This window comes from Streptomyces sp. SAS_281 (genome assembly GCF_052542855.1).
Window position 1 is genome coordinate 1 of record NZ_JBMNDO010000059.1, and the last position, 13384, is coordinate 13384.

The window sequence follows — 13384 nt, forward strand, 5'->3', positions numbered from 1 at the left end:
GCGGGCCCGGAGGATGTCCTCCGGGCCCGCCCCGTTCCCGTACGCCCTACCGCTCGTCCAGCTCCTTGGCGGCCTCCGTCAGGTCCTTCGCGGTGTCGATCGCCCGCCAGTACGCCCCGTGCGGCAGCGGATAGCCGGCCAGCCGGCGTTCGCGGGCCAGCCGGGGGAACGTCGTCCGCTCGTGGTCGCCCAGGTCCGGCAGCATTCCCGTGAACGCGGGAGAGAACACGTACACCCCCGCATTGATCAGATACGGCGACGGCGGCGCCTCGATGAAGTCGGTGATGTGCCCGAACGCGTCCGTCTCCACCGCGCCCCACGGAATCCGGGGCCGCGCCAGCGCCAGCGTCGCCGTCGCGTCGCGCTCCGCGTGGAACGCCGCCATCTCGCGCAGCGAGAACCGCGTCCAGATGTCCCCGTTGGTCGCGTACCACGGCTCGTCCGGCTCGGGCAGCCGCGCCGCCGCGTACTTCAGGCCGCCGCCGCGTCCCAGCGGCTCGGACTCCACCACCGTCGTCACGCGCAGCGGCAGCACCGCATCGGCCAGCCACTCCTGGAGCACCTCGGCCAGATGCCCGCAGGACACCACGGCGTCGGTCACGCCCTCGGCGGCCAGCCAGGAAAGCTGATGGCCGATGATCGGCGTCCCGGTACCCGGGATCTCGACCATCGGCTTGGGGCGGTCATCGGTATACGGGCGCAGCCGTGACCCCTGGCCACCCGCCAGGATCACGGCCTGCGTCGGAAACGTATGCATGCCAGGCACGATAAGCCGTGCCCGGCAGCGGGGAGGGGTGCGTCGGTCAGCTGAACTGGGCGACGCCCGAGGCGAACGAGGTGTCGCAGACGGGGCGCGAGAAGCGGTGCGCGCGCGTCGGGCCGTACTTGTCGACGGCGGCCTTGCCCAGGGTCTTCGCGATGGACATGCAGTGCTTGGCGAGCGACGGGCGTCCCTCGACGGCGCGCTGGAGGTGCGTCAGCGCGACACCCGGGTCCTTGGCGCGGAGCTCCTGGAGGAGCCGGTCGCGCAGGATGTCCTGCGGGGCACGCGGCTTGACGGCGGCCTCGGCACCCTTGGCGTCGGGGACGCTACGAGCCGACGCGGCGAGGAGCTGCGAGTCGGAGTTGCTGGCTGCCCACGGCACGGCGGTGACCGCGAGGGTCCCGGACAGGACCATGACGACGGGCAGTACGAAAGCGAGGGTTCGGCCGATACGGCGCACGGTGTGGGTCACGCAGCGAGCGTAGCGGCCGGTGATGGCGTGGCGACATTACGTCACCCTCGCGGGGGACGGTTCGAGTGTGCTTTTCGAATCGCGTGTTGACGAACGGGAGCGAAATGACCGTTCTGACGGGGAATTCGCCTCCGTCGCTTCAAACGCCTCAGCCGCTTCGAACCCTGCCCGAGACGCGCGGTGGCCCCGCACGAAGATCGTGCGGGGCCACCGTACAGCGTGGGCGACGTCAGTCGGTGAGGCGCTCACCGGTCGACGTGGCGAAGACGTGCAGCTCGTCCGGGCGGGGCACGACGTGCAGCTTGGTGCCCTTCTCCGGGACGGCGCGGCCGCCGACGCGGACGACCAGGTCCTTGTGCTCGCCACCGACCTCGGCGGCACCGTAGACGAAGCCGTCGGCGCCGAGCTCCTCGACCACGTTGACCGAGACGGCCAGGCCGGCCGGGGCCGCCGCGGAGTCCTTGGTGAGCGTCTTGGCGGCGGCGCCGCCGTGCTCGACGATGTCGAAGTGCTCGGGGCGGATGCCGACCGTGACGGTGGTGTCGCCGCGGTTCGCGGCGGCGGTCAGCGCCTCGCGGGAGACCGGGACGACGCTGTTGCCGAACTTCACGCCGCCGTCGGTGATCGGGACCTCGACCAGGTTCATCGCCGGGGAGCCGATGAAGCCGGCCACGAAGAGGTTCGCCGGGCGGTCGTACATGTTGCGCGGCGAGTCGACCTGCTGGAGCAGACCGTCCTTGAGGACCGCGACGCGGTCGCCCATGGTGAGGGCCTCGACCTGGTCGTGCGTGACGTACACGGTCGTGATGCCCAGGCGGCGCTGGAGCGAGGCGATCTGCGTACGGGTGGAGACACGGAGCTTGGCGTCGAGGTTCGACAGCGGCTCGTCCATGAGGAAGACCTGCGGCTCACGCACGATCGCGCGGCCCATCGCGACACGCTGGCGCTGACCACCGGAGAGCGCCTTCGGCTTGCGGTCCAGGTAGTCGGTGAGGTCCAGCATCTTGGCGGCCTCTTCGACCTTCGCCCGGATGTCGGTCTTGTTGACACCGGCGATCTTGAGCGCGAAGCCCATGTTGTCCGCGACGGTCATGTGCGGGTACAGCGCGTAGTTCTGGAACACCATGGCGATGTCCCGGTCCTTCGGCGGCAGGTGCGTGACGTCGCGGTCACCGATGCGGATGGCACCGCCGTTGACGTCCTCGAGACCCGCGAGCATGCGGAGCGAGGTGGACTTGCCGCAACCGGAGGGACCGACGAGGACGAGGAACTCACCGTCCGCGATGTCGATCTCGAGCTGGTCCACCGCGGGCTTCGTGGAGCCGGGGTAGACGCGGGACGCCTTGTCGAACGTGACACTGGCCATGCTGATGCTTCTCCTCCACCGGCAGGAACGTGCCGGACGATCCGTTGTAAGGGAGTGGTCTGGTCCATCGGAGTGAACCTGCAAGGACGCTACCTGGCGGTTTCGAATCTGTCAGTAGTTCCATGGCTGTGAAATTTCTGCACTGTGCCGGGTGCCGGGTTGGTTAGACTGCTCCGACACGCCTCCTTAGCTCAGCTGGCCAGAGCAACGCACTTGTAATGCGTAGGTCGTCGGTTCGAATCCGACAGGGGGCTCCATCGCCAGGCCGGTCTTCCCCGGCCTGGTTTTTTCATGTCTCGCGTTCTCTCGTGCCCCCGCGCCGCGTCAGCGGATAGCACCCCAGGCCGATCAGTGCCGCTGCCAGGTGGCCGATGTCCGTGAAGGTGGGGCGGGTGATCAGGGGGACCGCGTAGATCACCAGGACCGCGAAGAGGTACACGGGGCGCCAGGGCCGGGGCACGTAGTAGGTGAGGACCGCGACCACGCCGGCCAGGGCGTAGCTGACGCCCACGTCGAGGGTGTCGGCCGCGGAGGGCGGGGCGTGGCCGCGGCGGATGGCCCAGGCGAGGATGCCCTCGCTGACGAGGGTGGCGAGGACGTGGGCGGTGGCGGCGACGGCGAGCCAGCGCGGGGTGCCGAGGCGGCGTTCGGCGGGGGCGTGGAAGACGGTGTAGAGGGCGGCGTAGGGGAGCCACTGTCCGCTGTCGATCCAGAAGGCGCTGGCGATGAGGACGCGGACGGGGTGGCGGGACAGCTCGTGGATGTTGGTGGAGCGCCGGCGGAGGAACTCCTCCTCGAAGGCCGGTGACATCTGGTGGACGATCACCGTCGTGACGAAGAGGGCGGTCAGCCAGAGGTAGGTGCCGGGGGCGCTGCGGATCCAGGAGCGGAGGACGCGGAGCCACGAGGCAGGTGCGGCGTGGGGCCGGGCTGGGTGGCCGGAGGGCATGCCCGATTGACGCACGCTCCTACGATCGGGGGTGTGATCGACATTCCGGATGCGCTCATCGCCACTCAGTCCGCATACAACGGGGAGGCGGGCCGGGCGTTCGTGGCCGCGCTGCCGGGGATGGCGGCGGAGTTCCTGGAGCGGTGGGGGCTGCGCCGGGACGGTGCGGCGATGCACGGGGTGTGCGCGCTGGTCCTGCCGGTGGTGCGGGTGCGGGACGGACGGCGGGCGGTGCTGAAGCTGCAGCCGGTGGACGCGGAGACGGCGGGGGAGCCGGTCGCGCTGCGGCTGTGGGGGGCGGCGGGGGCCGGGGCGGTCCGGTTGCTGGAGCACGATCCGGTGACCGGGGCGATGCTCCTGGAGCGGCTGGACGGAAGCCGCTCGCTGGAGGGCGAGCCGGACGCGGACCGGGCGGTCCGGGTGATCGCCGGACTGCTGGCGGAGCTGACGGCGGTGCGGCCGGGGGCGGGTCGTGGAGCCGGGGCCGGGCACGGGCTGCGGGGGCTCGGGGAGGCGGCTGCCCGGATGCTGGCCGCCGCGCCGGACGTGGTGGCGGCGCTGGCGGACGAGGAGGAGCGGGGGCTCGTGCGGGACTGTGCGGCGGCGGTGCGTGAGGTGGCGGAGGAGCCGGGGGACCGGTTGCTGCACTGGGATCTGCACTACGGGAACGTGCTGGCGGCGGAGGGCGGGGCCGGGTGGGTGGCCATCGATCCGAAGCCCTTGGTGGGGGACGCGGGGTTCGAGCTGCTGCCCGCGCTGGCGAACCGGTTCGACGCGGACGCGGTGGGGTCGCGGTTCGACGTGCTGACCGGGGTGCTGGGGCTCGACCGGGGGCGGGCGGTGGCGTGGACGCTGGGCCGGGTGCTCCAGAACGCCCGCTGGTCGGTGGCGGGCGGGGCGCGGCGGCTGGCGCCGGAGCAGGCGGAGATCGCACGCGTGGTGCTGGGCCGGGGGTAGCCGTCGGCGGGGCGCTGTTTACGCTGCCCCCATGATTCGTACCGCTACTCCCGCCGATGTTCCCGCCCTCCACGCCATGGTGTGTGAGCTGGCCGATTACGAGAAGGCGTTGCACGAGGTGCGTGCGACGGAGGAGCAGTTGCGGGAGGCGCTGTTCGGGGAGCGGCCCGCCGCCTTCGCGCATATCGCGGAGTCGGACGAGGAGGGCGAGGTCGTCGGCTTCGCGCTCTGGTTCCTGAACTTCTCGACGTGGCGCGGGGTGCACGGGATCTACCTGGAGGACCTGTACGTACGCCCGGAGCGGCGCGGCGGCGGTCACGGGAAGGCGCTGCTGACGGAGCTGGCGCGGATCTGTGTGGAGCGGGGTTACGAGCGCCTGGAGTGGTCGGTGCTGAACTGGAACGCCCCGTCGATCGCGTTCTACGAGTCGCTGGGCGCGCGTCCGCAGGACGAGTGGACGGTGTACCGGCTGACCGACGGGGCGCTGGCGGAGCTGGGCGGGGCGTGAGGCGGGCGGGGCCCGTCGTCAGGGGATGAGGACCACCTTGCCGATGGTGCCCCGGGTCTCCAGGTCGCGGTGGGCGTCGGCGGCGCGGGCGAGCGGGTAGCTCTGGATCGCGGGGCGCAGGCGGCCGGCGGCGGCCTCGGCGAGGGCGCGGGTCTCGAGCGCGCGCGGTCCGCCGCCCTTGCGGAACAGGCCGGGGCCGAGGACGTTCTCGGAGGTGATGCCGCGTGCTTCGAGTTCGTCGTCGGTGGGGGAGTAGGGGTGTCCGTTGCCGGACCGGCCGTAGATGACGTGCTGCCCGCCCTTGCCGAGGAGGTCGACGGCGGCGCGGGCGGTCGTGGAGCCGACGGAGTCGTAGACGACGGTGGCGCGGCGGCCGAGGGCGTCCAGGTGGGTGCGGACGTGGTCGGGCCAGTCGGGGCGGGTGTAGTCGACGGCGAGGTCGGCGCCGTTGTCCCGGACGCGGGCGGTCTTGGCGGCGCCTCCGGCGAGGCCGATGACGGTGGCTCCGGCGTTTTTGGCGTACTGGACGATCAGGGTGCCGATGCCTCCGGCTGCGGCGGTGACGAGGACGAGGGAGTCGGGGCCGAGCGGGGTGAAGCCGAGGATGCCGAGGACGGTGCGGCCGGTGCCGACCATGGCGACGGCTTCCGCGTGGCCGAGTCCTTCGGGTACGAGGTGGAGCCGGTCGGTGTCGCTGACGACGCACTCGGCGTAGCCGCCGGGGACGTTGCCGAGGTGGGCCACGACGTCGCGGCCGAGCCAGGCCGGGTCGGTGCCCTCGCCGAGCGCGTCGACGGTGCCGGCGACTTCGCGGCCGGGGACGGTGGGCAGCGGGGCGGGCGTGGGGAAGGGGCCTGGGAGGCCTTGGCGCAGTGTGGTGTCGAGGAGGTGGACGCCGGCGGCGCGGACGGCGATGCGGACCAGGCCGGGGCCGGGCCGGGGGGTGTCGACGCGTTCGTAGGTGAGGTTTTCGGCGGGGCCGAAGGCGTGGAGGCGTACGGCGTGCATGGCGGAGTCCCCCGGAGTGGTGTGGGTTCTGGGGTCCCCAGCCTGTGACCTCAAGCGGAGTTGAGGTCAAGCGTGGGCGGGGCGTTGTCAGTGGCGTGCGTCACGATGGGGGGCATGGTGCGCGGTGGTGGTCGGAGCGGTGGTGTGAAGGCGGCGCGGCGGCCGGAGGTGCGGTTGCCGCCACTGGTGGAGTTCGTGGCGGGCGGGCTCGAACCGGACGGGGATTACGACGGGCTGCGGTTCGGGGCGTCGGTGGATCTGGCGGACGCGTCGGGGCGGGGTGCGCGGTTCATGGACTGCGCGCTGGAGGGCTGCGCCCTGGACCGGGCGGGGCTGGCGCGGGCGCGGTTCGTCGATTCGGTGCTGACGGGGGTGCGGGGGGTGGGCACCGATCTCGCGGAGGCGTCGCTGCGGGACGTGGAGGTGGTGGACGCGCGGCTGGGCGGGACGCAGTTGCACGCGGCGGTGCTGGAGCGGGTGCTCGTGCGGGGCGGGAAGATCGATTACCTGAATCTGCGGGAGGCCCGGCTGACGGACGTCGTCTTCGAGGGCTGTGTGCTGGCGGAACCGGACTTCGGGGGTGCGCGGCTGACCCGGGTGGAGTTCCGGGACTGTGTGCTGAGGCGGGCGGACTTCAGCGCGGCGCGGATGGAGGCGGTGGATCTGCGGGCGGTCGCGGAGCTGGACATCGCGCGGGGGGTGGAGCGGCTGGCGGGTGCGGTGATCAGCCCGGTCCAGCTGATGGAGCTGGCGCCGGCGTTCGCGGCGCAGATCGGGGTGCGGGTGGAGGCGTGAGGGGGCGGCCGGACCGGGTCAGAGGCGGGGGAAGCGGGCCTGGAGATCCCAGACGGCCGGGTTGTCGGCCAGGCCCTCGTGCATGTCGGCCAGGTCGGCGATCAGGTCGTGCAGGAAGTCGCGGGCTTCGCGGCGCAGGAGGGAGTGGCTGAAGGTGAGCGGCGGTTCCTCGGGGTCCATCCAGTCGGCCTCGATGTCGACCCAGCCGAAGCGGCGCTCGAAGAGCATGCGGTCGGTGGACTCGGTGAAGTCCAGTTCGGCCTGCTGGCGGCGGTGCGAGCGGTTGCCGCGCGGGTCCTGGTCGATGCGTTCCACGATGTCGCACAGCGCCCAGGCGAAGTCGAGCACCGGCACCCATCCCCAGGCTGTGGATACTTCGCGGTCCTCCTTGGTGTCCGCGAGGTAGACGTCCCCGGAGAACAGGTCGTGCCGCAGCGCGTGGACGTCCGCGCGGCGGTAGTCGGTCTGCGGGGGGTCGGGGAAGCGGCGGGAGAGGGAGTAGCCGATGTCGAGCACGGTTCGATGGTGTCATGCCCGGCGTGTCGCCTGTTACGGGAGCAGCCGCTGCTCCTTGGCGACGGCGACGGCGCCCGCGCGGGTGTCCACGCCGAGCTTGTCGTAGATGCGGCCGAGGTGCGTCTTGACCGTGGCCTCGCTGATGAACAGGGCGCGGGCGATCTCGCGGTTGCCGAGACCCCGGGAGAGCTGGCCGAGGATGTCGCGTTCGCGGTCGGTGAGGGTGGGGCGGGGCGCGCGCATGCGGGCCATCACGCGGCTGGCGACGGGCGGCGAGAGCGTGGTGCGGCCCTGGGCGGCGGAGCGGATGGCGGCGAACAGCTCCTCGGGGCGTTCGGCCTTGAGCAGGTAGCCGGTGGCGCCGGCCTCGATGGCGCGCGTGATGTCGGCGTCGGTGTCGTACGTGGTGAGGACGAGGACATGGGTGCCGGGGCCGGCCGCGATGCGGCGGGTCGCCTCGACGCCGTCGATGCCGGTGCCGAGCTGGAGGTCCATCAGGACGACGTCGGGGGTGAGCCGGGCGGCCAGCGCGACGGCTTCCTCGCCGCTGCCCGCCTCGCCGATGACCTCGATGTCGGGTTCGCTGCCGAGGAGGGCGAGGAGCCCGGCGCGTACGACGGCGTGGTCGTCGCAGAGCAGGATGCGGATGCGGTCGGCGGTCATGCGGAGTCCTGGGGTGGGGGGTCCTGGAGAGCGGGGGCGGCGGGGACGGTGGCGGTGACGACGGTGCCTTCGCCGGGGGCCGATTCGATGGTGAGGGTGCCGCCGAGCTGGTGGAGCCGGGCGCGCATGGCGGGCAGCCCGTGGCCGCGCACCCCGCCCTGGCTTCCGGCGGCGGTGGGCGTGAAGCCGTGGCCGTTGTCGGCGATGTCGAGGACGGTGCGGTCGTCCAGGTGCGTGAGCGTGAGGGCGGCCTCGGTGGCGCCCGCGTGTTCGGTGACGTTGGCCAGGGCGCCCTGGGCGATCCGCAGCAGGGCGGACTGGGTGCGGTCGGGCAGGACGGTGTGCGGGGCGCCCTCGATGTGGCAGCGGACGGTGAGCCTGCCCTGCGCCTGGGCGGTTTCGCGGGCGGCGAGTGCGCGCAGGGCCGCGTCGAGGCCGCCGCCCTCGGCCAGGTCGGCGGGGGCCAGGTCGTGGACGAAGCGGCGGGCCTCGGCGAGGTTGCGTTCGGCGATGCCTCCGGCGGTACGGATGTGGCGTCGGGCGGCGGCCGGGTCGGTGTCCCAGGTGCGGTCGGCGGCCTGGAGGAGCATCTGCTGGCTGGACAGGCCCTGGGCGAGGGTGTCGTGGATCTCCATGGACAGCCGCTGGCGTTCGGCGAGGGTGCCTTCGCGGCGCTCGGTGGCGGCGAGTTCGCGGCGGGTGCGGAGCAGGTCGTCGATGAGCCGGCCCTGCCGTGCGGCCTGGCGCCGCATGTGGACGAACACGGCGGTGGCGACGGCGGCGACTGCGGGCGGGGCGAGTACGAGGTTGGGGTCGAAGCCGTGCGCGAGGCGGAGTTGGGCGGCGACGACGAACAGGGTGAGCAGGGCGACGAGGGCGTAAGCGGCGCGGGGCGGCAGAATGCGCAGCCCGGTGTAGAAGAGCGGCACCGCGCACCAGGCGAAGCTGGGCGCGAGGACGACCACCACCATCCACACCACGACGAGCCCGCCGAGCCAGACGAGGCTGCGGGCGGTGGGGCGCGAGCCGAGCACCGGCCCGATGACGTAGAGCGCGGCCAGGGCGACGGACAGGCCGATGAGCCAGGGGGTGCGGGCCTCACCGGGGTGCCGGAGCAGGAACCGGGCGAGCGAGGCGCCGAGGAGCAGGAAGAACGCGGCGTGCATGAGGAGGGCGAGGGAGCGGGTGTCGCCGTCGTCGGCGCCCCGCTCCGGCACGGGCCGGAGCCCGTCCTCGTACCCCTGAGCCACCTCGTACTCCGATCTCCGGCCCCGAAGGGACCCCCGCTGACCTGCGTGGACATTCCATCGTGACCCCGAAAGGCCGTCCCCGCATCAACCGATCGGCCGATGGGGACGTCAGCCGTCCCGGGCGCCGGGTCGAGCCGGTACGACGACCGTCCGGGGGCGGTCGCGGGCCGACGATGGATGACAGGACGCGGGAACCACCCGCTTCCGTCCCCGCTGAGGAGCCCCTGATGAAGAAGATGTCGCTGCGTACCCGTGTCCTGACCGGTGCCGTCGCCGCCGCTGCCCTCGGGGCCGGCACGTTCGGCGCGATGTCCGCGAACGCGTCCACCCCGGCGGCCGCCCCCGCGACCGCCGTCAAGGCCGACACCGCGCACCGCAACCTCCAGCAGTCGACGCACCTGACGCTCGACGCCGCGACGAAGGCCGCGAAGGCCGCCCTGGACGCGGCGAAGAAGGAGAACCAGCGCGTCGCGGTCTCGGTGGTCGACCGCAACGGCAACACGATCCTGACCCTGCGCGGCGACGGCTCGGGCCCGCAGGCGTACGAGTCGGCCGAGAAGAAGGCGTACACCGCCGTGTCGTGGAACGCCCCGACCTCCGAGCTGGCCAAGCGGCTCGCCCAGGCCCCGAACCTGAAGGACATCCCTGGCACGCTGTTCCTCGCGGGCGGCGCCCCCGTGCAGGTCAAGGGCGCCCCGGTGGCGGGCATCGGCGTCGCGGGCGCCCCCAGCGGCGACCTGGACGAGAAGTTCGCGCAGGCCGGCGTCGCCGCGCTCGCCAAGTAGTACGAACGCGAGCCGGACGGTGATCGCGGTGTTGTGAGCCCGGCGCAGCACCTCCGGATTGCGACATTCCGCACATAGGATCATCCGTGTGGATCATCGAACCCCGGCACGCCGCAGGGCGGCCCGTGCCGCCCTCCCCCTGCTCGCCCTCGCCCTCCTCGCGCCCGCCTGCTCCGGCGGGGTCGAGGGGAAGCCGGGCGCGTCCGGGGTGCGTGATCCGTACTTCCCGAAGCTGGGCAACGGCGGCTACGACGTCACGCACTACGCCCTCACGCTCGACGTGGACCCGGATGAGCAGACCCTGCGCGGGACGGCCGAGATCACCGCGCGGGCCACGCAGGATCTCAGTTCGTTCAATCTGGACCTGGCCGGGCTGACCGTGGAATCGGCGACCGTGGAGGGGCGTCCGGCCGCCGTGAACCGGGCGGGGAACGAGCTGACGCTCCGTACGGACGCGGAGGTCGAGGACCGGCTGCGGAAGGGCGAGACGTTCCGTGCCGTCGTGCGCTACTCCGGATCGCCGAAGACGATCACCGACGCGGACGAGTCCGAGGAGGGCTGGCTGCCGACCGAAGACGGGGCGCTGGCCCTCGGTGAGCCGACCGGTTCGATGGCCTGGTTCCCGGGGAACCACCACCCGAGCGACAAGGCCGCGTACGACCTGACGGTCACCGTCCCGAAGGGGCTCACGGCGGTCTCCAACGGGGTGATGGCGGGTCCGCCGGTCACGGAGAAGGACCGCACCACCTTCCGCTGGCACACCGCCGAGCCGATGGCGAGCTATCTCGCGACGCTGGCCGTCGGGCGGTTCGAGACGAAGACGTCCACGATGGCCGGCGGCGTCACGGTGTTCACGGCCGTGGACCCGGAGGTGGCGAAGGCGAGCGCGCGGACGGTCGGCCGGGTCCCGGAGGTCGTGGCGTGGGAGGCGGAGCACTTCGGTCCGTATCCGTTCTCCGCGACGGGCGCGATCGTGGACCGCGAGGACGACGCGGGGTACGCGCTGGAGACGCAGACCCGGCCGTTCTTCCCCGGCCCGCCTGGCGTCGGGCTGCTCGTCCACGAGATGGCGCACCAGTGGTTCGGCGACTCGGTCACGCCGGAGAGCTGGCGCGACATGTGGCTGAACGAGGGCCTGGCGACGTACGCGGAGTGGCTGTGGGAGGAGGAGAAGAACGACACCCCGGCGGAGGAGTCGTTCGAGGAGGCGTACGAGGACAAGGCCAACTGGGCCTTCCCGCCCGCCGATCCGCCGTCCGCCGCGGCCATCTCGGACGACCCGGTGTACGGCCGCGGGGCGATGGTCATCCACAAGATCCGCGAGGCGGTGGACGACGACGAGGAGTTCTTCGCGCTGCTGCGGGGGTGGACGAAGAAGTACCGGCACCGCAACGTCTCGACGGCGGACTTCACGGCGTATGTGGAGGAGGAGACGGGCCAGGATCTGTCGGACCTGTGGAAGGCGTGGCTGTACGGCGGGAGCCGGCCCGCCGCGGACGGCTGACCGGCTCCCGCTTCTGCTGTCGCTCCCGCGTGCGGGTTACTTCACGTTGACGCCGCTCCAGGCCGCGTCGACGGCCTTGAGCTCGGCGCTGTCGGCGCCGTAGAGGTCGGTCGCCGCCTTCTCGGTGGCGGTGCGGGCGTCCGCGTAGTCGGTGGTGGAGGTCATGTACGCGGACAGGGCCTTGTACCAGATCTGGACGGCCTTGTCCCGGCCGATGCCGGTGACGGTGGAGCCGTCGGCGGTGGGGGAGTCGTAGTCGACGCCGTTGACGGTCTTCGCGCCGCTGCCCTCGGACAGCAGGTAGAAGAAGTGGTTGGCGACGCCGGAGGAGTAGTGGACGTCGAGGCCGCCGACACCGCTGTCCCAGTAGTCGGCCGAGCCGCCGTCCTTGCTGGGCTGGTCCATGTAGCGCAGCGGGCTGCCGTCGCCGTTGATGTCGATCTTCTCGCCGATGAGGTAGTCGCCGACGTCGGTCGCGTTGTCGGCGGAGAACTCGACGGAGGTGCCGAGGATGTCGCTGGTGGCCTCGTTGAGCCCGCCGGACTCGCCGGAGTAGTTCAGGTTGGCGGTGGAAGAGGTGAGGCCGTGGCTCATCTCGTGGCCGGCGACGTCGAGCGCGGTGAGGGCGCTCTTGTTGTCGGCGCCGTCGCCGTACGTCATGCAGAAGCAGCTGTCGTCCCAGAAGGCGTTGACGTACGCGTCGCCGTAGTGGACGCGGGAGTACGCGGCCTTGCCGTCGCCCGCGATGCCGTCGCGGCCGAAGGCGGACTTGTAGAAGTCCCAGGTCTGCGCGGCGCCGTAGTGGGCGTCGACGGCGGCGGTCTGGCGGTCGTCGCCGGTGCCGTCGCCCCAGGTGTCGTCGTCGTCCGTGACGAGGTCGCCGGTGCCGCTGGTGCCCTGGCCCAGGTCGTACGTCTTGTGGCCGCCGCGGGCGCCGTCGGTCAGCTCGAAGCCGGAGCCGGACGCGGTGGTGGTGAGGTCGACCTTGCCGCTGTACTGGCTGTTGCCGACGCCGGCGGTCTCGATCTCCTCGTAGCTCTGGAGGACCTTGCCGGTGGTGGCGTCGGTGATGACGCGCTTGCGGCTGGGGGTGCTGCCGTCCTTCTGGACGCCGGTCCTCACGGATTCCAGGGCGAGGACGGGGGTGCCGCCACCGGCCCAGATCACCTTGCGGGCGCTCGCCGCGGTCTTGATCCCGGGCGTGGTGGACGGCACGGATATGCGGGCGGTGGTGGCCTTGGTGACGCTCTTGAGCGTGCCGCCGGCGCCGGTGTGGGTGACGAGGTCGCCGCCGAGGACGGGCAGCCCGGCGTAGGTGCGCTCGTAGCGGGTGTGGACGGTGCCGTCGGCGTCCTTGATCACATCCCGGGCGATCAGCTTCTCCTTGGCGCCCAGTCCGAGCGCGGAGGCGGTGGAGGAGGCGTCGGACTGGGCGGACTCGATGGCGGCGGTGCGGGCCGAGGCGCTGCTGAAGGCCGGGGCGGTGGAGACGGAGGGGGTGTCGCCGGGGGCGCTCGGGCGGGCGTTCGCCGCACCGGTCTGCATGCCGACGACGACCATCGCGGCCACGGCGGCCAGGGCTGCGGTGCGACGGGTGGTGATGTGGGGGGTCATACAAGCTCCGTTGCTCGTTCCGTGGGGGGTTACGAGCGGGGAGCCTGCCATCGATTGAGCGTTATTGACGGTGCACCAACAATTGCCTCACATTTCCTTGACCAGTTCTTGTCCGACTGAGGCACTGTCATGTCCGTTATCCGGCGGCCTTCGACCGGTCGTGACCGGGTGTCCGGACACACGGGAGCCCCCGGCCGCAGGACGTTCGGCCGGGGGCTCCCGTACGGGCTTGCC

At 72.1% G+C, this 13384-nt stretch carries 14 protein-coding genes and 1 tRNA gene; 6 read left to right on the plus strand and 9 right to left on the minus strand.

Annotation, left to right across the window (positions count from 1 at the left end):
• Positions 1-46 precede the first annotated feature (46 nt).
• From ACN6LM_RS22030 to ACN6LM_RS22040, 3 genes are all read right to left on the minus strand, one after another.
• A complete protein-coding gene (locus tag ACN6LM_RS22030) occupies positions 47-757 on the minus strand; it encodes a nucleotidyltransferase family protein (RefSeq protein ID WP_445067096.1) in 711 nt (236 codons plus the stop codon).
• Positions 758-803: 46 nt separating this feature from the next.
• Positions 804-1235 (minus strand): hypothetical protein, encoded by a 432-nt coding sequence (locus ACN6LM_RS22035; protein ID WP_445067097.1) that lies wholly within the window; start codon positions 1233-1235, stop codon positions 804-806.
• A gap of 229 nt (positions 1236-1464) precedes the next feature.
• A complete protein-coding gene (locus ACN6LM_RS22040; RefSeq protein WP_445067098.1) occupies positions 1465-2601 on the minus strand; it encodes an ABC transporter ATP-binding protein in 1137 nt (378 codons plus the stop codon).
• Between the two features lie 180 nt (positions 2602-2781).
• On the opposite strand from ACN6LM_RS22040, the gene ACN6LM_RS22045 reads away from it, so the two are divergent.
• A tRNA-Thr gene (locus ACN6LM_RS22045) sits at positions 2782-2858 on the plus strand.
• A 32-nt stretch (positions 2859-2890) separates the two neighbouring features.
• Here ACN6LM_RS22045 and ACN6LM_RS22050 read toward each other — a convergent pair.
• Complete coding sequence (locus ACN6LM_RS22050) at positions 2891-3550, minus strand: rhomboid-like protein (protein ID WP_445067133.1); 660 nt, start codon at positions 3548-3550, stop codon at positions 2891-2893.
• 33 nt (positions 3551-3583) lie between these two features.
• Here ACN6LM_RS22050 and ACN6LM_RS22055 point away from each other — a divergent pair, with 33 nt between their 5' ends.
• Positions 3584-4507, plus strand: coding sequence for an aminoglycoside phosphotransferase family protein (locus ACN6LM_RS22055; protein ID WP_445067099.1), 924 nt, complete (start codon positions 3584-3586; stop codon positions 4505-4507).
• A gap of 31 nt (positions 4508-4538) precedes the next feature.
• Positions 4539-5015: a GNAT family N-acetyltransferase gene (locus ACN6LM_RS22060; protein WP_445067100.1), complete on the plus strand. Its 477-nt coding sequence runs from the start codon at positions 4539-4541 to the stop codon at positions 5013-5015.
• A gap of 18 nt (positions 5016-5033) precedes the next feature.
• Here the strand turns inward: ACN6LM_RS22060 and ACN6LM_RS22065 are convergent, their stop codons facing one another.
• On the minus strand, positions 5034-6023 hold the full coding sequence (locus ACN6LM_RS22065; RefSeq protein ID WP_445067101.1) for a zinc-binding dehydrogenase: 990 nt from the start codon (positions 6021-6023) through the stop codon (positions 5034-5036).
• Between the two features lie 105 nt (positions 6024-6128).
• Here ACN6LM_RS22065 and ACN6LM_RS22070 point away from each other — a divergent pair, with 105 nt between their 5' ends.
• The gene (locus ACN6LM_RS22070) at positions 6129-6818 is read left to right on the plus strand and encodes a pentapeptide repeat-containing protein (protein ID WP_445067134.1); all 690 of its coding nucleotides are present in this window, start codon (positions 6129-6131) and stop codon (positions 6816-6818) included.
• A gap of 18 nt (positions 6819-6836) precedes the next feature.
• Here the strand turns inward: ACN6LM_RS22070 and ACN6LM_RS22075 are convergent, their stop codons facing one another.
• The 3 genes from ACN6LM_RS22075 to ACN6LM_RS22085 are packed head-to-tail and all read right to left on the minus strand — an operon-like array spanning position 6837 to position 9247.
• Positions 6837-7334 (minus strand): hypothetical protein, encoded by a 498-nt coding sequence (locus ACN6LM_RS22075; protein ID WP_445067102.1) that lies wholly within the window; start codon positions 7332-7334, stop codon positions 6837-6839.
• 33 nt (positions 7335-7367) lie between these two features.
• On the minus strand, positions 7368-7997 hold the full coding sequence (locus ACN6LM_RS22080) for a response regulator (RefSeq protein WP_164399409.1): 630 nt from the start codon (positions 7995-7997) through the stop codon (positions 7368-7370).
• A complete protein-coding gene (locus tag ACN6LM_RS22085) occupies positions 7994-9247 on the minus strand; it encodes a sensor histidine kinase (RefSeq protein ID WP_445067103.1) in 1254 nt (417 codons plus the stop codon). The genes ACN6LM_RS22080 and ACN6LM_RS22085 overlap by 4 nt, the downstream gene beginning before the upstream one ends.
• Positions 9248-9474: 227 nt before the next feature.
• Between ACN6LM_RS22085 and ACN6LM_RS22090 the strand changes: the two genes are divergently transcribed.
• On the plus strand, positions 9475-10032 hold the full coding sequence (locus ACN6LM_RS22090; protein WP_445067104.1) for a GlcG/HbpS family heme-binding protein: 558 nt from the start codon (positions 9475-9477) through the stop codon (positions 10030-10032).
• Positions 10033-10120: 88 nt separating this feature from the next.
• Entirely contained in the window at positions 10121-11536 is a 1416-nt protein-coding gene (locus ACN6LM_RS22095; protein ID WP_445067105.1) for a M1 family metallopeptidase, read from the plus strand.
• A 36-nt stretch (positions 11537-11572) separates the two neighbouring features.
• Here the strand turns inward: ACN6LM_RS22095 and ACN6LM_RS22100 are convergent, their stop codons facing one another.
• Positions 11573-13150, minus strand: coding sequence for a M4 family metallopeptidase (locus tag ACN6LM_RS22100; RefSeq protein ID WP_445067106.1), 1578 nt, complete (start codon positions 13148-13150; stop codon positions 11573-11575).
• Between the last annotated feature and the right edge of the window lie 234 nt (positions 13151-13384).